The sequence below is a fragment of the Dermacoccus sp. BD5 genome, assembly GCF_044878485.1.
GTDB classification, from domain to species: Bacteria; Actinomycetota; Actinomycetes; order Actinomycetales; family Dermatophilaceae; genus Dermacoccus; species Dermacoccus nishinomiyaensis.
Genome location: NZ_JANJER010000010.1, coordinates 89,471 through 112,334 on the forward strand (window position 1 = coordinate 89,471; position 22,864 = coordinate 112,334).

General features: G+C 67.9%; 20 protein-coding genes. 17 read left to right on the plus strand and 3 right to left on the minus strand.

Features of this window, described 5'->3' with window-relative positions; genetic code table 11:
* Window positions 1-18 precede the first annotated feature (18 nt).
* The 11 genes from NQ706_RS09240 to NQ706_RS09290 all read left to right on the plus strand — a co-directional run bounded on the left by NQ706_RS09240 (window position 19) and on the right by NQ706_RS09290 (window position 14,703).
* Window positions 19-2,778, plus strand: a complete 2,760-nt coding sequence (locus tag NQ706_RS09240; protein WP_038569829.1) for a DEAD/DEAH box helicase family protein — start codon at window positions 19-21, stop codon at window positions 2,776-2,778.
* The gene (locus NQ706_RS09245; RefSeq protein WP_051806286.1) at window positions 2,775-4,004 is read left to right on the plus strand and encodes a restriction endonuclease subunit S; all 1,230 of its coding nucleotides are present in this window, start codon (window positions 2,775-2,777) and stop codon (window positions 4,002-4,004) included. Before NQ706_RS09240 ends, NQ706_RS09245 begins: the two co-directional genes overlap by 4 nt.
* Window positions 4,005-4,007: 3 nt before the next feature.
* Window positions 4,008-4,856 (plus strand): hypothetical protein, encoded by an 849-nt coding sequence (locus NQ706_RS09250; RefSeq protein ID WP_150112820.1) that lies wholly within the window; start codon window positions 4,008-4,010, stop codon window positions 4,854-4,856.
* A complete protein-coding gene (locus NQ706_RS09255; RefSeq protein WP_038569832.1) occupies window positions 4,853-5,902 on the plus strand; it encodes a restriction endonuclease in 1,050 nt (349 codons plus the stop codon). The genes NQ706_RS09250 and NQ706_RS09255 overlap by 4 nt, the downstream gene beginning before the upstream one ends.
* A gap of 140 nt (window positions 5,903-6,042) precedes the next feature.
* Window positions 6,043-6,303 (plus strand): hypothetical protein, encoded by a 261-nt coding sequence (locus NQ706_RS09260; RefSeq protein ID WP_038569834.1) that lies wholly within the window; start codon window positions 6,043-6,045, stop codon window positions 6,301-6,303.
* A 353-nt stretch (window positions 6,304-6,656) separates the two neighbouring features.
* A complete protein-coding gene (locus NQ706_RS09265; RefSeq protein WP_288756640.1) occupies window positions 6,657-8,159 on the plus strand; it encodes a class I SAM-dependent DNA methyltransferase in 1,503 nt (500 codons plus the stop codon).
* 172 nt (window positions 8,160-8,331) lie between these two features.
* The gene (locus tag NQ706_RS09270; RefSeq protein ID WP_150112821.1) at window positions 8,332-8,589 is read left to right on the plus strand and encodes a hypothetical protein; all 258 of its coding nucleotides are present in this window, start codon (window positions 8,332-8,334) and stop codon (window positions 8,587-8,589) included.
* Window positions 8,586-8,942 (plus strand): hypothetical protein, encoded by a 357-nt coding sequence (locus tag NQ706_RS09275; RefSeq protein ID WP_038569837.1) that lies wholly within the window; start codon window positions 8,586-8,588, stop codon window positions 8,940-8,942. Before NQ706_RS09270 ends, NQ706_RS09275 begins: the two co-directional genes overlap by 4 nt.
* Window positions 8,939-12,265, plus strand: coding sequence for a bifunctional lysylphosphatidylglycerol synthetase/lysine--tRNA ligase LysX (gene lysX / locus NQ706_RS09280; protein WP_288756639.1), 3,327 nt, complete (start codon window positions 8,939-8,941; stop codon window positions 12,263-12,265). Before NQ706_RS09275 ends, lysX begins: the two co-directional genes overlap by 4 nt.
* A 280-nt stretch (window positions 12,266-12,545) precedes the next feature.
* Window positions 12,546-13,439: an SGNH/GDSL hydrolase family protein gene (locus NQ706_RS09285; protein ID WP_051806290.1), complete on the plus strand. Its 894-nt coding sequence runs from the start codon at window positions 12,546-12,548 to the stop codon at window positions 13,437-13,439.
* Window positions 13,440-13,593: 154 nt separating this feature from the next.
* Entirely contained in the window at window positions 13,594-14,703 is a 1,110-nt protein-coding gene (locus tag NQ706_RS09290) for an LLM class flavin-dependent oxidoreductase (RefSeq protein WP_235181960.1), read from the plus strand.
* A 139-nt stretch (window positions 14,704-14,842) separates the two neighbouring features.
* Here the strand turns inward: NQ706_RS09290 and NQ706_RS09295 are convergent, their stop codons facing one another.
* The gene (locus NQ706_RS09295; protein WP_081873768.1) at window positions 14,843-15,316 is read right to left on the minus strand and encodes a DUF2252 family protein; all 474 of its coding nucleotides are present in this window, start codon (window positions 15,314-15,316) and stop codon (window positions 14,843-14,845) included.
* Window positions 15,317-15,432: 116 nt separating this feature from the next.
* On the opposite strand from NQ706_RS09295, the gene NQ706_RS09300 reads away from it, so the two are divergent.
* Window positions 15,433-15,909 carry a low molecular weight protein-tyrosine-phosphatase gene (locus tag NQ706_RS09300; RefSeq protein ID WP_081873841.1) on the plus strand — a complete coding sequence of 159 codons (477 nt, stop codon included), beginning with the start codon at window positions 15,433-15,435 and terminating at the stop codon, window positions 15,907-15,909.
* A gap of 112 nt (window positions 15,910-16,021) precedes the next feature.
* Here the strand turns inward: NQ706_RS09300 and NQ706_RS09305 are convergent, their stop codons facing one another.
* Window positions 16,022-16,444 (minus strand): hypothetical protein, encoded by a 423-nt coding sequence (locus NQ706_RS09305; protein ID WP_038569846.1) that lies wholly within the window; start codon window positions 16,442-16,444, stop codon window positions 16,022-16,024.
* Between the two features lie 226 nt (window positions 16,445-16,670).
* On the opposite strand from NQ706_RS09305, the gene NQ706_RS09310 reads away from it, so the two are divergent.
* The 4 genes from NQ706_RS09310 (at window position 16,671) to NQ706_RS09325 (ending at window position 21,417) form a co-directional block, all read left to right on the plus strand.
* A complete protein-coding gene (locus NQ706_RS09310) occupies window positions 16,671-17,276 on the plus strand; it encodes an antitoxin (RefSeq protein ID WP_150112823.1) in 606 nt (201 codons plus the stop codon).
* A 182-nt stretch (window positions 17,277-17,458) separates the two neighbouring features.
* Complete coding sequence (locus tag NQ706_RS09315; protein ID WP_038569847.1) at window positions 17,459-19,246, plus strand: DNA integrity scanning protein DisA nucleotide-binding domain protein; 1,788 nt, start codon at window positions 17,459-17,461, stop codon at window positions 19,244-19,246.
* A gap of 41 nt (window positions 19,247-19,287) precedes the next feature.
* Complete coding sequence (locus NQ706_RS09320; protein ID WP_038569849.1) at window positions 19,288-19,665, plus strand: DUF6394 family protein; 378 nt, start codon at window positions 19,288-19,290, stop codon at window positions 19,663-19,665.
* A gap of 3 nt (window positions 19,666-19,668) precedes the next feature.
* Window positions 19,669-21,417 carry an NAD-binding protein gene (locus NQ706_RS09325; RefSeq protein ID WP_038569851.1) on the plus strand — a complete coding sequence of 583 codons (1,749 nt, stop codon included), beginning with the start codon at window positions 19,669-19,671 and terminating at the stop codon, window positions 21,415-21,417.
* A 92-nt stretch (window positions 21,418-21,509) separates the two neighbouring features.
* On the opposite strand, the gene NQ706_RS09330 is transcribed toward NQ706_RS09325, so the two are convergent.
* The gene (locus NQ706_RS09330) at window positions 21,510-22,139 is read right to left on the minus strand and encodes a GNAT family N-acetyltransferase (protein ID WP_051806297.1); all 630 of its coding nucleotides are present in this window, start codon (window positions 22,137-22,139) and stop codon (window positions 21,510-21,512) included.
* Window positions 22,140-22,374: 235 nt separating this feature from the next.
* Between NQ706_RS09330 and NQ706_RS09335 the strand changes: the two genes are divergently transcribed.
* The gene (locus NQ706_RS09335; RefSeq protein ID WP_038569853.1) at window positions 22,375-22,803 is read left to right on the plus strand and encodes a DUF6918 family protein; all 429 of its coding nucleotides are present in this window, start codon (window positions 22,375-22,377) and stop codon (window positions 22,801-22,803) included.
* The last annotated feature ends 61 nt before the right edge of the window (window positions 22,804-22,864 follow it).

A 22,864-nucleotide genomic window follows, 5' to 3' on the forward strand; every position in this document is an offset into this window, starting at 1 on the left:
GCCAACTAATCTGACTCCATGACCGACGACGAGCGCCTTCAAGCCGAGCAGCGTGCGCGCAGGCTGATCGACGAGCAGCTCACGCGGGCCGGATGGGTCGTTCAGGATCTCAAGGATCAGGCCCTTGGCGCGGCGGTCGGCGTCGCCGTCCGTGAGGTGACGATGAAGTCGGGGCATGGACGCGCCGATTACCTGCTGTATCTCAACAAGGGCGTGGTCGGCGTCGTCGAGGCGAAGCCGATGGGCAAGACGCTGTCGGGCGTCGAGTGGCAGTCGTCGATGTACGCCCAGGGCCTCACTGATGCGCAGAAGCTGCGCGCGACGATGGTCGACGGCAAGTTGCCGTTCGTCTTCGAGGCGTCCGGGTCGGAGACGCATTTCACGAACGGTTACGACCCGCATGCTCGCGCGCGGGCGGTGTTCAACTTTCCGAAGCCAGAGACGCTGCTCTCGATCATCGCCGATGCACGCACCAACCCCGACGCGCCGACGTGGCGCGGCGCCCTGCAGACCATGCCCGAGCTCGACGAGCGGGCGCTGCGTCCGGCCCAGATCACGGCGATCACTGGCATCGAGCGCAGCCTGCGCGAACAGCGGTTCGACCGCTCGCTCGTGCAGATGGCCACCGGTGCGGGCAAGACGTACACGGCTGTGACAGCCAGCTACCGGCTACTGCGGTTCGGCGGCTTCAAGCGCGTCCTGTTTCTCGTCGACCGCAACAACCTGGCCGATCAGACAGCGGCCGAGTTCACCAACTTCCGTACGCCTGACGACGGCCGCCGCTTCACCGAGCTCTACCCCGTCGACAAGCTGAAGAGCGACGCTCCGGCCGATTCGGCGAGCGTCGTCATCTCGACGATCCAGCGCGTCTTCAAGACGCTGCGCGGCGAGAACGTCCCCGCCGGCGACGACGCGATGCTCGACAGCCAGATCCCCGACAAGCCGGTGACCGTCACCTACAACGCCGCCCTGCCGCCCGAGACGTTCGACCTCATCATCGTCGACGAGGCGCACCGTTCGATCTACGGGCAGTGGCGGGCCGTGCTCGAGTACTTCGACGCGCACGTCATCGGGTTGACCGCGACGCCCGGCAAGCAGACGTTCGCATTCTTCCGGCAGAACCTCGTGAGCGAGTACACGTACGAGGAGTCGGTGTCAGACGGCGTCAACGTCGACTTCGAGATCTTCCGCATCGAGACGGAGGTGACGGCTGAGGGCAGCCGCATCGAGGCGGGTACGCATGTGCCGCTGGTCGATCGTCGGACCCGTGAGAAGCGGATGGAGACGCTCGACGAGGACGTCGTCTATACGCCCACCCAGCTCGATCGGATGGTGACGTCGACGTCGCAGATCCGTCTCGTCCTGGAGACGTATCGCGACAAGCTGTTCACTCACATCTTCCCCGGTCGCAGCGAGGTGCCGAAGACGCTCATCTTCGCGAAGGATGACGCGCACGCCGAGGAGATCGTGCGGTGCGTGCGTGAGGTGTTTGGCCGCGGCAACGAGTTCGCCGCGAAGATCACGTACAGCGCGAAAGATCCGAAGGGGCACCTCAAGGCCTTTCGCACGAGCTCTCAGCTGCGTGTCGCGGTGACGGTCGACATGATCGCGACCGGCACGGACGTGAAACCGTTGGAGTGCGTCATCTTCATGCGCGACGTCAGCTCGGGGCAGTACTTCGAGCAGATGAAGGGCCGTGGGGCGCGCACGATCTCGAAGTCGGACTTCCAGGCGGTGACGCCGGATGCCGAGGCGAAGACGCACTTCGTCCTCGTCGACGCCGTGGGCGTGACCGAGCACGAGTTCGTGGCTCCGCCGCTCAACCGTGAACCCGGCGTCAGCCTGGAGAAGCTGCTCAAGAAGGCTGCCGCGTACGAGCTGACCGAGGACGAGACGGCGACCCTCGCATCGCGCCTGGCCGCGTTGGAGCGTCAGGTGAGCGACGCCGAACGCGCCGAGCTGGACGACGTCGCCGGGCCGAGTTCCGATCTGGGCTCCATCGTGCGCGGGCTCGTGCACGCCGTGAACCCGGACGTGCAGGCGGCCGCCTCTGAGGGCGCGCCCGACCCGGCAGCGGCGGTGCGTGACCTTCTCGACGAGGCGGTGGCGCCTCTGGCCGACAACCCAGTGCTGCGTTCACGCATCATGGAACTGCGGCGGCAGCACGACCGCATCATCGACGAGGTCACGCGTGACACGATCCGGCGTGCCGAGGGGGTTTCGCGCGCCGACTCCGCGCTGGAGATCGTCGAGTCGTGGAAGAAGTACCTGGAGGACAACCGCGACGAGATCACGGCGCTTCAGGTTCTCGATGAGTTCAAGACCCACCGGGTGCCCTTCAAGGCTCTCGACGACCTGGCCCGGCAGATCGAGCGCACCCCGGAGCGGTGGACAACCGAGAAGTTGTGGGCGGCCTACGAGCAGTTGGACGGCGCCAAGGTGCGCCCGAACCCGCACGCCCGGGCCACCGACCTCGTGTCGCTCCTGCGCTATGCGTTGGATCTCGACGATGAACTCGTGCCGTACGAGGACGTGGTGCAGGAGCGCTATGAAAGCTGGCTCGCGCAGCAGGCGCAGGCGGGCGCGACGTTCTCGGAGACGGAACGCTGGTGGCTCGACCGCATGCGCGACTTCGTCGTCACCTCGGCCGGCATCACGGTCGACGCGCTCGACGCGGAACCGTTCACCCAGCGCGGCGGCGTCGACGGCGCCCTGCGCGACCTCGGCGACAACGCCGGCAATCTTCTCGAAAGCCTCGACAAGGAGCTCACCGCATGAACGCGCCCAACGGATGGCGGGTGGCCCCGATCGCCGATGTGACGGTTAAGCCCGTCAAGTCCGATCCGGCCACCACCGGGCGCGAGACCATTCGGTACGTCGACATCGGTCTCTTGGGCGGCCCTGTCTCCCGGCTCGATGACGCTCCCGAGATCCCCTCCATAGACGCACCGAGCCGGTGCCGACAAGTCATCATGGGTGGAGACACCTTGTACTCCACCGTCCGCCCGTACTTGCGGAAGGTCGCGTTTGTCGGCGATCGCCTTGATCACCAATTCGCCTCGACCGGCTACTCGGTCCTCCGCCCAATGCGCGACATTCACCCCAAGTTCCTCTACCTATTCACGCTCAGCCAGGCCTTCGAGGACTCGCTCTTCCCTCTCCAGAAGGGCGTGAGTTACCCCGCGGTGTTGGACAAAGAAGTCAGGAGCCGGCCGATCTGGTTTCCGCCGCTCCCCGAGCAGCGGCGGATCGTGGAAACGGTGGAGGAGCAGATGGCCCACCTCGACGCCGCTGACGCGTCTCTTGCCTCCGTCGAGCGACGCGTCATCGCCTGGCGCGAGGGGGCCCTGGAGCATCTCATCTGGCATACAGGGGCCGACACGGTATCTGTCGGCGATGTACTGCGTGAGCCCATGAGAAACGGGCGGTCCGACCGAGCGGTGAGCGGAGGAGAAGGAACGCGGGCTCTCACCCTCACAGCTGTCACGAAGCGCAGTTTCACGGAGCAGTACACCAAGATCACCAGCACGCCCGCCAAGGTGGTCCGCGACTTGTGGCTGGAGCCCGGAGACATCCTCGTCCAGCGCTCCAACACGCCAGATTTGGTAGGGACGTGCGCTCGCTACCAGGGGCCGAGGGAGTGGGCCATATTCCCGGACCTCCTCATTCGTCTTCGGCCGGATGAATCGCGGATGCGAAGTGACTTCCTGGAACTTGCCCTGAGGTCCAGACGGGCTCACAAGACACTACGCAGCAAGGCCAAGGGGCTCGCCGGATCCATGCCCAAGATTGACCAGGCAGCGGTGGCCAGCACGCTTGTGCCCTGCCCACCCCCGGAAAATCAGCTAACCCTTGCATCGAAAGCGCATGACATTCTGGAACAATCCGAAGCCTCGCTCATTGCCATCGAAAAGTCCCGCCTGCGATCAGCAGCCCTGCGCCGGGCTGTGCTTGCGACCGCGTTCTCTGGGCGATTGACACGCAACCACAGATCGGAAGGCTGACGCATGCCCCTCTTTGCGGAGCGAAAGCGACTGGCCGAAATCGCCGCACGGGAGGCAAACGGCGAGTCATTTTGGACGGGCGAAATCCCGGGCCCTGCCCGAGTGAAAATCGGATCTACGTGGGCCCTGGCCGAACAGAATGCACGAATGAACTGGGGTGTCTACCTGTCCCAGGAAGTTCGGTTCATGCTACTTACGGACTTGGGGGACGACTCTGCCCCCTCGCGTTCGAGCGACTGGCAGTCCTGTACTGACACTGACATCTGTCTGTCAGCACTCGAGGCCCTGATGCATGTGGCCAAGAGACATGATGCAGCCGCTGCGGAATTTCTTGAAGAAGTGATAAATTCCACCTTCATCGCTCACCGAGTGGCTTTTAAGAGCGTCGATTTCGAGTTCGTCCCCTTCGAGTCCGACGCGCTCCATAAGGATGTCGTAGAGCCGACGCTCCGCCTCCTCGTCACCGAGAAGCACAAGGACGCCCATGCCTCGTTCCTGGCAGCGCTCAAGCAGATCGCGGCCGGCGATGCTGGCAATGCGATCACAGACGCCGGTTCAGCCCTGCAACATGTTCTGCAAGATCTCGGGTGCAGTGGCAACGCGCTCGGACCCTTGTGGGCCGACGCAAAAAAGAAGGGGTTGGTGACTGGCCACGACAAGAACCTGCTCGACGGCATCAGCGCGTTCATCAACTGGGCCAGCGCCGATCGGAGCACCACTGGAGACGCTCACAAGAACTCGACAGCGTCTCTCCCTGACGCGTGGCTCATGGTGCATGTGACAGGGGCACTCATTCTGCGACTGACCGACACCACTCCCCGAGCCGCAACCACTGAAAGCGAGCTGACATGACCATGTGGGGCATTCACAACGACACGATCGGTGACGAACTCGTCGCCGGCGGGTTCATCTCACTCGGGTGGGAGGAGATGCCGAATCTGCGCATGCTCGGCGACGACCGCGAGCGCATGAAAGCCGAACTGCTGAGCCGATACCCCGGGGCCAAGCCCGGCGCCATCCCTGTGTGGGCCGGCATCCTGCTGCGATTCGCCTTCACGATGCGCGAGGGCGACATCGTCATCGCGCCGGACAAGGCGACGAGTACCCTCAACTTCGGCCGCATCGTCGGCCCGTACGAGTTCGATGCCCTCGCCCGCCGCCACCCACACCGCCGTCCCGTCCAATGGCTCAAGACCGACGTGCCGCGGGGGCTCTTCCCGCAGAGTGCCCTCCACGAGATCGGCTCTGCTCTCACACTGTTCCGGGTGAAGCGTCATGAACAGATCTTCAAGGCCTTCCTAGACGCCCCCACCGAAGACGCGTTCCTCACCTCGCCCCTGTCGCACGAGAGTGACCCGACAAGCATCACGCCCGAGCTGAACGACGAGACCAGCTCTGAGGCTGTCGAACTGCCGGATGCGGAAGCCATCGAACAGTCGACATCGGACTTCATCATCCGTACGTTGCTCGAAGAGGTGAGCGCCCGCGAGTTCGAGTTCTTCACGGCCGACCTCCTCATCGCCATGGGCTACGTCGCGCGCGCCACGCGGGCGAGCGCCGACGGCGGTATCGACGTCATCGCGCACCGGGACGCCCTCGGCCTGGAACCGCCCCTCATCAAGGTGCAGTGCAAGCACAGAGCAGCAACGGAGAGCCGCCCTGACGTACAGAAACTCCTCGGCACGCTCACCTCGAAGGACGAACACGGCCTGTTCGTCACGCTCGGCACCTACAGCCGCGAGGCACGGGACGTCGAACGCGAGCGCCAGAACCTGCGCCTTCTCGATGGCCCGGATGTCGCGCGCCTCGTCGTCACGCACTACCCAAACCTGCCGTTGACGTGGCGCGACCGCCTGCCGTTGCGTCAGGTCTACGTCGTCGAACGGCGGGATTCGTAGGGCCGGTCAACCTTCCGCGCAGGCGTGGCTTCCCAGCGCCGCGACCGATCCGGACAGGCTCCTGATTTCTCCCGGGCCCTGCTTCGAGCTAGTCTTGGTACCCAAGTACCATTTGGTACCACTATCGATAGGGTCGTGACATGCCTACGCTCGCACCGATCAAGGTGTCCGAGGAGACGGACGCGCTCGTCTCCCACACCGCGCATTTCCTCACAAAGTCCAAGAAGAGCGTCGTTGAGGACGCTGTTCGTGAGTACATCGACAACCACCGCGACGAGATCAACGGCGCAGTCCGCGACGCGCTCGCCCAGCTCGACGGCTCCCGCGGCGCAGCCGTTGCCATGCTCGCCGACATCGACGAGAGCGAACTCGACGACCTCGGCGGGGTTCCGAAGGCCTGAAGACCCCGCATAGACGGCCAACATCGCGAGTCCTGCAAGACGCGGGGTCCGCCGTCCCCATGCTCGACCACGGTTTCGCTCCTCCTCGCACTCGGCAGTGAGCAGTTATGAGTCCGGCCCCTCGAAAATCTGTCCAGAGTCCCACTCACACTCCAACAGTCAGATTCTGAGTTGGAGTCTGAGAGTGAAGGCTGCCCCGCTGTGCGGCCGCCAAGAACCCTCGATGCCCACAAGTACCGGCCGATCGGCGCTGCCTACGCTGCCGCGCCGTCGCGGCCACGCGAGCCATAAGGTAAGCGGATCGACTCATTCCGACTCTGCAAGAATGCCCGCTCCATCAGCCAAGGGGACGCATGACCACCGCACGTCAGCTCGTCGACAAACTCTGGTCGTACTGTGACGTCCTGCGCGACGACGGCGTCGGCGTCATCGAGTACACCGAACAGCTCACCTACCTGCTGTTCCTCAAGATGGCCGACGAACGCGCCAAGCGGCCCCTCAAGGCCGAGCGAATCATCCCCGAGGAGTACTCGTGGGATCGCCTCGTGCAGGCCACCGGCAACGATCTCGAACTCGAGTACACGCGCATCCTCAACGGCCTCGCCCGCGAAGAGGGCGTCATCGGCACCATCTTCCGCAAGGCGCAGAACCGCGTCACTGACCCCGCGAAGCTGCGCCGCCTCGTCGTCGACCTCATCGGCAAGGAGAACTGGTCGCAGACAGGCACCGACATCAACGGCGACGCCTACGAAGGCCTCCTCGCCAAGGGCGCGAGCGACAAGGGCTCGGGCGCCGGGCAGTACTTCACACCCCGCGCCCTCATCCAAGCCATCGTCGACGTCGTCGACCCAGGAGTCGACGACCGCGTCACCGACCCCGCCTGCGGCACGGGCGGCTTCCTCCTCGTCGCCCACGAGCACGCCTCAGCGAATGTCAACGAGATGACGCCCAACCAGCGGCACAACCTGCAGCACTCGTTCGCGCACGGCGTCGAACTCGTCGACGGCACCGCTCGCCTCGCCGCGATGAACCTGCTGCTGCACGGCATGGGATCGAGCAACGGCGACTCACTCATCGACGTCCGCGACTCGTTGAGCGTCGACACGGGCGAACGGTGGTCGGTCGTGCTCTCCAACCCACCCTTCGGGCGCAAGTCATCCGTCACGATGATGGGTGCCGACGGACGCGAGAGCCGCGACGACCGCGAGATCGAGCGCCAGGACTTCGTCGCCACGACGAGCAACAAGCAGCTCAACTTCGTGCAGCACATCATGACGATCCTCGAGACCAACGGTCGCGCCGCAGTCGTGCTGCCCGACAACGTCCTCTTCGAAGGCGGCGCCGGTGAGACCATCCGCCGCAAGCTGCTCACCGACTACGACCTGCACACGATGCTGCGCCTGCCCACGGGCATCTTCTACGCCCAGGGCGTCAAGGCCAACGTGCTGTTCTTCGACCGCAAGATGGCGCGGCCTGGCCGGCCGTGGACGCAGAAGCTGTGGGTCTACGACCTGCGGACCAACAAGCACTTCACCCTCAAGCAGAACCCGCTTACACGGGCGGACCTCGACGACTTCGTCGACAACTACCGCGTGGGCGAACGCGAGAACCGCAAGGAATCAGAGCGGTGGAAGGCCTTCACCTACGACGAGATCGTCGCCCGCGACAAGGCCAACCTCGACATCACCTGGTTGCGCGACGAATCACTCGAGGACCTCGCTTCCCTGCCATCACCCGATGTCATCGCGCGCGAGATCGTCGAAGACCTCACCGCAGCCCTCGCCGAGTTCGAAGCCGTCGCGACAGCACTCGAAGAGCAGCTGGGGCACACGCACGCCGGGGACACCACCGCATAAACGAACCCGGCATCCGTTGCCCCCGCTCATGGGGGACTACGGCTGTCGGGTGTGATGTGCGACCCGTCACGTGCCCCCGGCGTGCCCGATTGCGCGCCATCGCGCGCGAAGAGCGCCCCGCAGGCCGCACGGTCTTCCAAGCAGGGGCGAAACGCTTTGCTAGCGTCATGACATGACTGCCACCCCTGCCAGAGAGGGCTCGTCGACGCCTGCAGGCGCGTCGTCGGCCCCGTCAGGGCGCGGCGGCTCCCGCGGCATCGTGCCGCGCGAGGACGCCTCGTCGCTCGTGTTGCTGTTCGCCGGTGCCTGCGCCGTCACGATCGCGGCGACGCGCGCGTACCTCGTCCTGACCGGCTACCCGCGGGTCGGCGGCGAGGTCTCCCACATCGCGCCCGACCTCTGGGGCGGGCTGCTGCTGACGATCGCGTGAAGCTCGGTTCGCTCGCGGCGTCGATGTACCTCGCGTCAGCGGCCGTCGGTGTCATCGCAGGCATCCTGTCGCTCATCGCGTTCCGCGCCATGAGCCCGAAACACCAGAACGTCGAGCGTGCGTTCCGCCACGGCTCCATCGCGATGGTCCTCATGCTCGCCGTCGCCAACTCCCTGCGCGCCTACACGAGCCAGTTCGAGATCCTGCTCGAAGCCGCCCTCCAGGCCCTCGCACTGTTGACACTCAACCTCTGGGCCCGCGCCGAACGCGCGAGACAGGAAGCAGCCCGCCTCCCAGAGACCCCCCATCCCGCAACGAACTCAGAGCACGTCGAAGGAGCACCCCCAGCATGAGCACCCCCACCCGTCACCACCCCGCGGTGGCGAACGACCACGGATGGCTGCCCAAGCTGCTGGGGCTGCTCGTCGCCCTGGGCGGCGTGTGGTCGCTCGTGTCGATCCCGCTGCCGCGCAGCGACTTCGCCGACTGGGTCGACGACCTCTTCGCCGTCGTCGGCGTCCCCGCCGGCCCGAGTCTCTTCCTCGCCCTGTGTCTTCTCATCACCGCCGCCGCTCTGAAACGCGGGCTGCGCGCCGCGTGGGTCGTCGCCCTCGCCGTCCTCGCCCTCCAGTTCGTGGCCTGCGCGATCGTCGCCGTCAGCATCTGCACGGACAGCCTCGACGAGGACGTCGACGACATCACGATCGCCCTCATCGTCCTGACGACGATTGTCACCGGCGCATGGCTCGTCCTGCTCGTCATCCGGCGCAAGGACTTCCCGGCCCGCATGCGCTCAGGCTCCCTGCGGCGCGCGATCGGCACGCTGCTAGCCGGTCTGCTCGCCTGCATCGCCGTCATCTTCATGCTCTCCTGGGCGGCCCCCGGCGACCTGCACGGCGGTGAGCACCTGTGGTTCTCGATCCGCAGCGTCACCGGCATCTCCATGCCGCACGGCATCTCCGACGGCGCCAACGGGCCCCACTGGCTCGCCGCGTTCGCCGGCATCCTCGCCGCAGGCGTGCTGCTGCTGACGGTGTGGCGCTACACCGAATCGGCCGAACGCTCCGAGGTGCAGTCGGCCGCCGACGAACTGCACGTACGCCGACTGCTCGCGCTGCACGGCAACCAGGACTCGCTCGGCTACTTCGCGACGCGCCGCGACAAGTCGGTCGTGTTCTCCCCCGACGGCGAGGCCGCCGTCAGCTACCGCGTCATCGGCTCCGTCTGCCTCGCCTCCGGCGACCCGCTCGGAGCGCGCGAGTCGTGGCCCGCCGCCATCGGCGCCTGGCAGGCCCTCGCCCGCGAGCACGCGTGGCGCTCCGGTGTCCTGTCCGCCTCGGAGACGGGTGCGCGCGCCTACGTCGAGGCCGGGCTCAAGGCCCGCCCCCTCGGCGACGAAGCCGTGGTCGAACTCGACACGTTCAGCCTCGAAGGGCGCGCGATGCGCCCCGTCAAGCGCGCCGTCGCGCGCGTGCGTGAGGCCGGCTGCACCGTCGACGTCGAACGCCACTCGCGTCTCGACGCCGAGACGCTGCACCAGATCACCGAACTGTCCGAGAAGTGGCGTGGCGACGAACCCGACCGCGGCTTCTCGATGGCCCTCAACCGCCTCGAGGACGCGACGGACGGGCGCTGCGTCGCCGTCCTCGTCCGTGACGCACAGGGTCAGATCGTTGCACTGCAGTCGTTCGTGCCGTGGGGCATGCGAGGGCTGTCGCTCGACCTGATGCGCCGTTCCCCGAAGGCGCCCAACGGCGTCAACGAGGCGATGGTCGCGGCGCTCGCCGACGCGGCGTCCGACCTCGGGGTGCGCGACGTGTCGCTCAACTTCGCGATGTTCCGCTCCGTGTTCACCGGTGCCGACAAGGTGGGCGCCGGCATCGGCGTGCGCCTCGCCGACCGCATCCTGTCGATCGGCAACCGCTTCTGGCAGCTCGAATCGCTGTACGAGGCGAACGCCAAGTACCTGCCGCGCTGGGACACCCGGTTCGTCTGCTTCGACTCCGTCGGCAGCCTGCCACTCATCGGCATCGCCTCCGGCCGCGCCGAGGGCTTCCTGCCCGGCCACGCACCGCGCCCCAGCCACGACGCGGACACGATCGTCCACCTGCCCGACGGCGTCGAAGCACCGCTGGCGCAGCTCGTCGCCGCGCAGGACGAGGAGCTGCTCACGCCCGCACGACCCGTGCAGCGCCTCACCGAGCAGCAGCGCGTGCGCCACTCCAAGCTCGACGTCCTGCGCGAGGCCGGCATGGAGCCCTACCCCGTCGACGTGCCGTACACGATGACGGTCGATCTTGCCCGCAAGGCGATTGCCGAAGGCAACGAGGTGGGCGCCGGCGTCGTCTCCCTCAGCGGCCGCGTGCGAGCGCTGCGCGACCTCGGCGGCGTCGTGTTCGCCTTCATCGAGGAACACGACGTGCGGCTGCAGGTCGTGCTCGAGGCGGGCGCTGTCGATCCGCAGCTCATGCGGTTGTGGCGACGCACCGTCGACGTCGGCGACCACGTCTCCGTGACGGGCACGCTCGGCCACAGCCGTCGCGGCGAACCGTCGCTGCTCGCGTCGTCGTGGTGCATGGCGTCGAAGTCGCTGCGCCCCATCCCCAGCGACCACACGGGCTTCACCAACCCCGAGGCACGCGTGCGTCAGCGCTACCTCGACCTCATCGTCAACAAGGATTCGGCAAATCTGCTGCGCGCGCGCTCGCGGGGCGTCAGCGCTCTGCGTCGCGCGTTCGAGAAGCGCGGCTACATGGAGGTCGAGACGCCGATGCTGCAGGCGGTGCACGGTGGCGCGAGCGCGCGACCGTTCCGCACGCACATCAACGCGTACAACGCCGACCTGTACCTGCGCATCGCGCCGGAGCTGTTCCTCAAGGAACTCGCCGTCGGCGGCATGGACCGCATCTTCGAGCTCAACCGCAACTTCCGCAACGAAGGCGCCGACGCGACGCACAACCCGGAGTTCACCTCCGTCGAGGCGTACGCCGCGCACGGCGACTACAACACGATGCGCGTGCTGACGCGCGAGCTCGTCCTCGAGGTCGCCACGGCCATCCACGGCGAGCCCGTCGCCGTCCGCCCCGACGGACACGGCGGCGTCGAGCGCCTGCGCCTCCACCACGAGTGGCCCGTCGTGCCCGTGCACGAGGCGGTCTCGAAGGCGACGGGCACGACGCTGACGTCGAACACGCCGCTCGAGGAGGTGCGCGCCGTGGCCGACGCGCACGACGTGCACTGGGCGGAGACGATGACGGCCGGTGAGGTCGTGCTCGAGCTGTACGACGAGCTCGTCGAGGGCCAGACGACGATGCCGGTGTTCTACACCGACTTCCCACTCGAGACGTCACCGCTGACGCGCACGCACCGCACCGACCCGAAGCTGTCGGAGCGCTGGGATCTCGTCGCGTTCGGCGCCGAGATCGGCACCGCGTACTCGGAGCTCGTCGACCCCGTCGACCAGCGCAACCGCCTCACCGAGCAGTCGTTCAAGGCCGCCGCCGGCGACCCCGAGGCGATGGAGGTCGACGAGAACTTCCTCGCCGCCCTCGAGTACGCCATGCCCCCGACGGGTGGGCTCGGCATCGGCGTCGACCGCCTCATCATGATGCTGACGGGCAACAACATCCGCGCCACGCTCGCGTTCCCGTTCACGCGACCCAACGAGGGGCAGTGATGGCGTAACCGTCGCCTTGTCGCCTTGTTCAAAGCGTGGCGCGCATCGGTCGGCCAGGAGCTCTCTCCTCGTCGACGGATGCGCGCCACGCTTCGTCGTGCGGGGTGTGGACGGGTCGGGCTGCGGCGCGGGTACGTTGAGCCACGGCGGGGTTGGGGCGTTGAGGCGGGGCCGTCGGGTCTGGCGAAGATTAAAGTCTGAAGGGCCGATGCAGATAACGGTGCGGTGAACGCCGCGCGTCATTGCGCCGAAGTGCAGGTGAATGAGTGACGATGGGGGCATGCGTGACATCTCGGCGACCGACGGGGACGCCGACCGACGACCCCCTGCGCCGCGTGACCCTGTTTCACGGGAAACCACGTCGGGCTTCGCCGCACCGGACGAGGCGGCATCGGCTGACGCGCCATCCGATACGGGCGGGTCGTCGCTGCCCGGATATTCGCTGACGGACGTGCTGTTGCACGGCCCGGTGCTCATCGCGCAGGGGCGTCAGGTGCAGCGCGACGTGCCGCGCCTACCCGGTGCGGCCGGGCGCGAGGGCGTCACGAGCACGATCTGCGAGCACCACGCCGAGCGGGACGGTCACGAGCCGCATCTCGTCGTGCTCGGCGACAGCGTGGCCGACGGTGCCGGCGTCGAACACCATCGCGACTCGATCGCGGGGCGCCTCGCGAGCCGCATGTCGGATCGGCTCGAACGGCCGGTCAGCTGGCACGTGCTCGCCCGCTCGGGCGCCGACGCCCGCGACGTCGCCCACCTCACCCAGCCCGCGAGCGCCCAGGCGCAACTCGCGCGCGCTGACGTCGTCGTCATCAGCGTCGGTGTCAACGACGTGAAGAACCTGCGCACCGAGGAGGCGTGGCGCGTCAGCCTGACGAAGCTGCTGACCCGCGTGACGGCGCTCGCAGGCGGCTCCCCCGTCATCCTGCTCGGATTGCCGCCGATCGAGGCACTGCCCGCCATGCCGCAGCAGCTCGGTAATGCCCTCGGCGGGCGTGCGCGTCGGTTCGAGGCAATCGCTGCGGCGATCGTCGCGGACTACCCCACCGTCCGCCACGTACCGCTGACGAATCCGAAATGGGCGCGCGACAAGGCCTTCGCCGACGACGGATTCCATCCCTCGCCGTGGCTGCACAAGAAGCTCGCGAAGGAGATCGACGCGCTGCTCGCGTGATCGGCGTTCGTGCGCGCACGGCGCTATCGGAGCCGGGCCGAAGCGACCAGGCCCGGCCAGGTGAGTCACTTCGTGCTCGTCGAGTCGGTCACGACTGACGCAGCGAGCACCATGTGACGCAGCCGGCCTGAACCCTTCGGGGTGCGGCCCGGGAATGGGCGAGGCCGGGGCCCGCGTTGACGAATGCGTGAGTGATTTCGACGCCGCCCAGAACACCGACCTGCGATCCCCTGACGAGACCTCCCACTCGGCCGGCTCCTTCGCGAAGAAGGCAGCCGACATTCCGCTGTCGATCCTCGACCTCGCGCAGGTCGGCAGCCATGAGAGCGTCGGCGACGCGATCCGCAGCAGCGTCGAGCTCGCGCAGCGGGCTGAGGCGACGGGTCGCTTCGAGCGCATCTGGTTCGCGGAGCACCACAACATGAAGAACATCGCGTCGGCGGCGACGTCGGTGCTGCTCGCGCATGTCGCGTCGCAGACGCAGACGATCCGCGTCGGCTCCGGCGGCGTCATGCTGCCGAACCACTCGCCGCTCACGATCGCCGAGCAGTTCGGCACGCTCGCCGAGCTGCACCCGGGCCGTATCGACCTCGGCCTCGGACGCGCGCCCGGCACGGATCAGCGCACCTGGCAGGCGCTTCGACGTGACCCGCACGCGAGCGACCGCTTCCCGCAGGACGTCGTCGAGCTGCAGGGGCTGCTCTCCGACACGAGCCCGCTCGCGGGCATCGAGGCGATCCCCGGCAAGGGCACGAACGTGCCGCTCTACATCCTCGGCTCGAGCATGTTCGGCGCGAAACTCGCTGCGGCACTAGGCCTTCCGTACGCGTTCGCGAGCCACTTCGCACCCGATCAGCTGCAGGCCGCCGTCTACGCCTACCGCTCGGAGTTCAAGCCGAGCGCCCAGCTCGACGCGCCGTACGTCATCGCCGCGCTCAACGTCGTCGCGGCCGACACCGACGACGAAGCGTCCGCGATGTACGAAAAGGTGCTGCGTTCGCGCGTCGAGATGATAGCGACGCGCTTCGGCATGGCCGATCGCGACTTCACCGACGCCGAGCTCGACATGCTGCTCGACTCGCCCGCCGGTCACCAGGCCAAGCACATGCTCACCTACACCGCGATCGGCGGCCCGGAGCGCATCGCCGCGTACCTCGAACAGTTCGCCGAGCACGCCATGGCCGACGAACTCATGATGACGAACTCCGCCCGCGGCCTCGACGCCCAGAAGCGCGCACTCGAGATCGTCGGCGGGATTCGCTGACGAACCCGCCCGGCGAGATCGGTGGCGGACAACGGCTCGGGCCCGTCCTTCACGAGATGGCGGGTGACTCACAGGTAGGCAGGCAACTGGCCGCTTACCTGTGGGTTTACCCGCCATCCTGCATGGCGACGCCGCGACGTCACCCGTTCAGGTCTGCGAACGCGCCTCGCTCCTGGGCCGCGAGGAGGTCGGCGTGGTCGCGCTCGACCTGGTCCGCACAGTCCTGCGCGTACGCGGCGAGGGCCTCGTCGAAATCCTTGGCACCCTTGAGGTAACCCCGAAGCGCTGACGGGTGGAGCGTGCGCGTGTGCCCGTGCGCGAGGATGACGGCGCAGACCTGACCGAAGTCGTCGGGCATCTGCCCCGCGAGGTCGAGCGGATCGATCGAACCCTTCGTGTTGCGGAACTGCCGCAACGGTGACGCGGGCAGGCGCCCCTCCTGCGTCGAAAGGACGTAGTCGACGGCATCACGCTGCTGTGGCTCCGACAGCGCTGAACGAGCGATATCGGTCGGGGCAACACGTTCGGCGGCTGCGCTCGGCGTCGAACTGCGCCTGCGGTGTGAGGTCGGCTGCGTCGGCCGAGGGGTCGAGAGCGATGACCATGCCGTCATCTTCGCGCTGCCGCGTCACGGCCATCGGGCCTGACTCGGAACGCTTGACCTGGCGACTCGATGCCCGCAACCGCCGCGAATGGCCGCTATCGGTGGCAGATGCCAGGATGGCGAACATGACTTCCGTCGTCTTCGTCTGCTGGGGAAACATCTGCCGCTCACCGATGGCCGAGCGCGTCGCCGCGAAATATTTCGCCGAGCACGGGCTCGGTGACGTCGAGCTGACAAGCGCCGCCACGTCGCGCGAGGAGATCGGCAACCCCATCGACCCGCGCGCCGTCCGTGAACTCGAGAAGGCCGGGTACGACGCGTCGAACCACGCGGCGCACCAGATCACGCGCGACGAGATCGATGCCCGTGACCTCGTCGTCGCGATGGAGGACATCCACCTCGAGCGCATGCGCGACATCTACGGTGGCGAGCTGCCCGACCACGTCGTCCTACTCACCGACCACGACCCGCAGGCGAACCCCGGCGACGGCGTGCCCGACCCCTGGTACGGCGGCCAGGACGGCTTCGTCACGACCCTCGCGACGATGGAACGCGCCATGCCCGGCCTCGCCGACGCGGTTCGCACGATCAAGCAGAGCTGACGGCGCTCAGCGCACGAGGTCGGTCTGCACGAGCGGCCCGGTGGGGGTGCTGCCCGGCGCGCCCGACGACGTGCCGTCCAACGTCGCGATGACGCGGCGGGCGTACGCCGGGTCACTCATCGCCTCGACGAGCAGCTCCTGCCACCCGAAGTCGGTCGAGCTCGCCGTCGCCTCGTCGAGACCACCGATGAGCAGCGCACCGGTGGCGTGACGCTTCGTTGCCGACGACACGCTGCTCCATCCCGACGGTGAGCACGCCCGGCAGGCTGCCGGCCTTGAAACCCGTCGCGACGTCACCGCTCGCGGGCTGCCATTGGAGGTGACGACGCATGACGTCGGCGTCGGCGATCGAGCCGGCGGCGCCGCGATCGTAGAGACGGACGAGGTCGTGGGCGCTCGTGCGTGTGCCGTTGCCCTGGGCCCGCACGCGCAGCCGCTTGAGCGCCGGCGCGTGGGCGCCGTCAGCCGGGTAGTACCAGCGCTCCCAGTCGCGCAGGGTGACGCGCGCGTCAGGATCGAGTCGGCCGCGGCTCACGGCCTCCGCATACGTGGCGAGGTGGAGCGCCTTGATCGCCGACGCCGACTGCTGCGGCGAGCGCGCCGAGAGTGTCGCTCGTCAGGGCTGCGGTCATGGCGTCGCGGCGCGAGAGACCACGCGATGGTCATGTCACGCGAGCTGTTGCGCCGGGGAACTTTGGAGGCGCACGCTGGGTTGTACGAGTCAAGAGATCCATCGACGCAGGGAGACCACGATGTCATTCATGGACAAGATCAGGGCCAAGGCCACCGAACTCGGCCTCGACGAGAAGGCCGCCCTCGCCAAGGAAAAGGCCGCCGCAGCAGCCGACGCCAACCGTGACAAGATCGCCGGCGCCGTCGACAAGGCCGGCGCCACCGTCGATTCGAAGATGGGCGGCAAGTACAGCGACAAGATCAGCAAGGCGCAGGGCGCTGCGCTCAAGGGCGTCGACAAGGTTGCTGAGCAGGGCGCCGGGGCAGGCGCGGCAGCAGGTGCGGGCGCCGGCACGACGACGGGTTCGTTCGGCAAGACGGCCGTCGGCTCCGAGCGCGCCTACGACGCCGACCTCGCGGCCGGCGCACAGGACAGCGGTGAGACGGCGACGCAGCGCACCGTCGGCCAGGACGGCATGTCGGCGGCTGATGACCAGTCGCGCGGTGAGAACCCGGTCGAGCGCGCCATCGGCGCCGACGCACCGTCGTCGTCGCTCGACCCGAACACGTCGTACCAGGGCGAGGGTCTCGAGTCGGCCGGCTCCGAGGGCGACTTCGGTGGCGAGCGCCGCGCCAACACGAACGGCGACGGCGAGACGCCGATGCGTCGCGGCGGAGACGCTCCGCAGAGCTGACGCGAGCGCGCGACGCCCGCGGTGGGCGGCACTGAGCGACATTCCCCAAGGGTGGTGGTGCCGGGTCTCATGGCAACCTGGCCCCACCGCCCCACTCGGATCTGCCCGCGTCGTGGCAACGTCCGTCCGCCGAACGAGTGCCCCTTTGGGGGGCATCGCCAAGGGATGAAACCATGGCGGGCATGGACCCCCGGATCAGCCTCGCGCCGCACATGTGGGACGGCCAGCACGAGCTGCGGTGGTCGATCGAGCGCATTGCCGACGAAGCCCTCGACCGCGCGGGCGTCGAACTCGACCCGCGCGGCTACCTCATCGGCATCCCTGACGGCGACGATGCGCTGCCCGTCCTCGTCGAACCACAGCGCGACGCGTTCGACGTCACCCGCCTCGAGAATTTGCACCCGCACTTCACGTCGCTGTTCGAGGAGCGTCGCGCGCGCATGTGCCCGTCGCGCACCGACGATGAGTCGACGGCGACCTGGCACCCCGACCACTACCTCGCCGCTCTGCGCGAGGGGTGCCGCCGCGACGTGATGCGCGAGGCCCTGACGCGTGCGGCGACGTTCGACGACCGCGTCGTCCACGTCGGCATCAGCATCGTCGTCGGCGACTATCGCGTCTTCCCGGTGCTCGCGGTGCTGCGCGACCCTGCGAGTGAAGTGCCGCGCCTACGCACGACGTTCGCTGACGGCCTCGGCGTGCCCGGCAACTTTCCCGAGGCCGTCATCGACGACGTGCTGCGCGCCGCGAGCCACGAACTCGACCGCGTCCACCCCGGTTCGCTCATCGGCCTCGACGCCGGCGCGGTGCTGCGTTCGGCGGCCGACACGTTCATCAACGGGTGCGCCTCACGCGCCGGGCAGAAGTTTCCGCACGGCCTGCGCGACGCGTGCGACGCCGTCAGCGCGCAGACGTACGAGGGCCGCGCGAGCCTCGGCTCCGTCGTCCTCGCCCCCCAGGGACACCCCGACGTCGCGTGCGAGGTGACGTTCGAGCACGACGTGCCCGTCGGCGTGCCACGCTCGTTCCGCAAGGCCCTCGAGATGACGGGCCCCGGCTTCGAGCTGCTGTGCGACGGGCGCACCGTCTACGGCATCGGGCGCATGCTCGAGGGGTACGCCCCGGCGACGGAGGAGGTCTTCGAGATCAAGGTCGTCGGCAACGGCGCGTGGGAGCTGTGGCACGCCGACACGCCGTTCCTGCGCGTCGACAACGGCGAGCCGAGCCTGCCTCGCGACGTCATCGACGTCGAGACGTTCGCGCACGCCGTCAACCGCGTCTTCCCCGACGCGCTCAGCGAGCACGTCGACGCGCTGTGGGGCATGACGCAGGCCTGCGTCCGGCAGCAGCACGGCACGATGCTCGTCGTCCACCCCGACGCGCGCCGCGAGGGGGAACGCCTGCTGCCGCAGGCCTACACGATCGAGCCCACGCACCTGGGCGCGCACGCGTTCGATGCGCTGACGAAGATCGACGGCGCCGTCCTCGTCAGCCCTGACGGCAAGTGTCACGCCGTCGGCGTCATCCTCGACGGCGCAGCCACCGGCACCGGCGACATCTCACGCGGTGCTCGCTACAACTCGGCCATCCGGTACCTCGCAGGGCGAGGCAAGGGCTCGATGGTCATCATCGTCAGCGAGGACGGGCGCGTCGACATCCTGCCGCACGTGGCGCGGCGCGTGCGGCGCGCGTCGGTCGAACGCGCCGTCGCACAGCTCGTGCGAGCCGCCGACGGCACGACCGACTACGAGAAGTTCTCGCGCCTCGACTCGCGTGCCGCAGCGCTCGAGTTCTACTTCGACGCCGAGCAGTGCGAGGCCGTCAACGAGGCCCGCGAGAGCGTCGAACAGCAGCGCTGGGCCGAGGAGCGTGTGCGCATGCAGGTCGTGCCCATCGCGCCGCACCCGGCCATGGACGACTCGTACTTCATCTCACCGGGAGCCGAAGGGCCCCCGGCCCCGCCGAACTGAGCGTGCCGGCCCGCAGCGGCGTCCCCGTTAGGCTCGGGGACATGAACCTCGAGAAAGTCGTCTTCGGCTTCTTCGTGCTGCTGTCGGCCACGATGAACTTCGGTTTCTTCATCGGCGACATGGCCGAGCCGAAACTGCACAACATCAACGAGCTGTACGTCGCGATCTTCGTCAACCTCATCGCACTCGTGCTGAAGTTCGGCGACCGCACGCAGATCGGCGCCGTGCACCTCGCGACGTCGCTCGTCGCCGTCCTGCAGCTCGTCGCGGCGGCCGCGTACTACGTCCTGTCCGGCGGCTATCACAACAGCCCCGGGACGACGGCGAGCATCGTCAGCCTCTCCGGTGGCGCGCTGCTCGCGAACATCGTCTCGGTCGTCCTGCTCGTCTCGGAGACGATCTCCTACCGTCGCCGCTGAGCCATGAACAACCTGCTCGCCTTCCTCGTCCGACGCCCGACGCGGCACACTACTCGCGCGCGGCGCGCCGTGGAGATCCCCGACGAGGCGCCGTCGACGGACGCGATCTTCATCGTCATCCGACGCATGCGCGCGCCGCTGATCTTCATCATCACGGTGTTCGCGATCTCCGTGCTCGGCCTGACGCTCGTGCCCGGCCGTGATGAGGGCGGCCACACGACGCACCTGAGCGCGTTCGAGGCGTTCTACTTCATCTCCTACACCGCCTCGACGATCGGGTTCGGCGAGATCTACCCGTTCACGACGCCGCAACGCATGTGGGTGACGGTGTGCATCTTCATGACGGTCGTCGGATGGGCGTACGCGATCGGAACGCTGCTGTCATTGCTGCAGTCGGCCAGTTTTCAGCACGCGCTCGCGATGCAGCGCTTCCGCACGAAGGTCCAGCGCATCCGTGAGCCGTTCCTCATCGTCTGCGGGTACGGCCAGGCGGGGCGTCAGGTCTGTCGCGAACTCGACTTCCAGGGGCGCCGGTTCGTCGTCATCGACCGGCACGAAGGGCGCCTCGACCGCATCCTGACCGACGAGCTGCAGAGCGAGGTGCCCGCGCTCGAGGCGAACGCGAGCCTGCCCGCGGTGCTCGGCATGGCGGGCCTCGCCAACCAGCACTGCGACGGCGTGCTCGCCCTCACCGATGACGACACCGACAACCTCGCGATCGTCATGAACGCCACGGTGCTGCGCCCCGGCATGAGCGTCATCGCGCGCTGCACCGACGCGCGTGTCGAGGAAAGCATGCGCGACTTCGCCCCGAACGCCGTCATCAACCCGAGCGACCGCTACGGCGCCTACCTCGTGCTCGCGCTGCAACGGCCCGAGACGTACCGGCTCGTCACGTGGCTGATGGACCCGCGCGACCTGCCGCTGCCGCCGCGGTACGAACCGAAATCGGGCGGGACGTGGGTCGTCACCTCCGATGACGACTTCGGCGCCGAGGTGTCGAACGACCTGCATCGCGCCGGCATGCGCGTCGTCATGGCCGACCCGGAAGAAGGCCACCCCGACGTCAGTGGCGCGAGCGGTTTCATCGCCGGTACACGCAACGACACGACGAACCTCGCCCTCGCCGAGCACGCGAAGCTCGAGCGCAAGGACCTGTTCGTCGGCGTGCGCCAACAGTCTGACGCGCGCGCGTCGATCATCACGGCGCTCGGCATCGACTCGGTGTTCACGCCCACCGAACTCGTCGCGCAGGAGAGCCTCGCGCGCGTCATCACGCCGCTGTTCTGGAGCTTCGTCGAATACGCGGTGACGCAGCCGGAGGAGTTCGCCGAGCGCCTCCTGACGAACCTGACGAACCGCTGCGGCGACGTCGCGAAGGACCGCGCGATCATCGATCTCTCCGCGGCCGGCTCGCCCGCGCTGCATCGCTGGCTGCTGCACGCCGAACTGACGATCGGACAGCTGCTCGCCAACCCCGACGAGCGCGACTCGAAGCTCCCGCTCGTGGCGCTCATGCTCATCCGCAACGGTGAGCACATCTACGCACCCGACGACACGACGACGGTGACACCCGACGACCAGGTGCTCGTCGTCGGCCACCACTGGGGCCTCGAAGCACTCGTGCAGACACAGTTCAGCGACGCCTCCGCCGAATACATCGCCACCGGCGTGCAGGTGCCCGAGACGTGGGTGTGGCGGCGTCTGAACCGGTCGAAGCGGCGCAGTCGCTCGCGTCAGCCGGTGGGGTGACGGGGTTCGGGCTGGCCGTTCGGGGCTGACAGGCTCGGGGTCGCGTCGATCTTCGCCCGAAGACGCGTCGGATGTGACGCGTTTCCGGGCAATCAGGCCGAGTGGTCGGGGGCCTCCCATTCGCGACGCAGCAGCGAGTAGAGGCAGGCGTCGACGAACGCGCCGTCGATGACGCCGTCGTCGACGAAGTAGCCCTCTCGCCGGAAACGCAGCTTCTCGAGCACGCGGCCTGACGCGATGTTGCCGGCGAAGACGTCGGCCTGCACGCGGTGGACGTCAGGGAGGCTGAACGCGTGGTCGACGAGTGCACGCACCACCTCCGTGCCGATCCCCTGGCCGATGACGGCATCGTCGAGTGCGTAGTGGATGCGCGCAACGAGATGCGGTGTCGGAGCGTCGTCCTTCGTCCAGGCGCGGCTGATCGCGAATCCGCAGTCACCGATCACGTGCCCCTCTCGTTCGACGACGAACTGGACCTCGGATCGTTCGTCGCTCGGCTTCGTCATGCGTTCGATGCGCCGCTGGAACTTCTCCCGAAGCTGCGCTGAGGCGAGGCCGCCGTGGCTGAGCCAGCGGTAGACGTTCGGGCGGGTGCGGTAGGTGACGACCGCGTTGATGTCGTCATCCGTCATGACGCGCAGGACGGTGCGCCCGGTGACGAGCGGGTGCCTCGGCGCTGCCGACGGAAGGGTGGTGCGGCGCTGTTCGCGGGGTTCGGTCACCGTCCTGTTGTACCGCGAGACGCCCGCCCGCTCTGCCGGGCCCCAGCCCGTGGGATCGGCTCTGGCGTGCCGCCCGTCGGCGGTGGCTGGCGAACGTCGACGAAAATCGCAGATGTGTACGGGGTGGGCGCCCTCGTGTGGTGGGGCAGGCGCGAAGACGCATGATGCGCGGGCCGTCGACGAGGGCTGACGCTAGGCTGACGGGCGAAACGAACCGCCACAGAAAGGCATCATCATGTCGCTTTCCGAGAAGCTGCTGCAGCCGTCCGTGCGTCCCGCCGTCGCGAAGGATCTCGCTGCCACGATCGACTCCGAGGTCTCCGGCAAGAAGGGCCTGAGCGGCGCCGCGATCAAGACGGCGTACGCGGGCGCGAAGAAGAAGGTCGACGTTGTGTCGGCGCTCAACGACAACCTCGACCAGATCGTCGCGATCTTCGACCCGTACTGGGACGCCTTCGGTGGCCAGGGCGACTTCGGCGCATACCTCAAGGGGCGCGGCGACGAGGTGAGCGCCGACATCCTCAAGATCGCCGATGCGCGCGCCAACTCGACGTCGCGCGACCAGATCGCGAAGGTCTACGGCACGTTCCGCGGCAAGGCCGCCGACATGATCAAGGACGCACTGCCCGCCATCGGCGCGACGCTGCAGAAGCACGCCGCCTGACCGGCCCGCTCGACGCTCCCGTATCTGACGGTGCGGGGGCGTTCGCGTCTCGGGCTTCGAG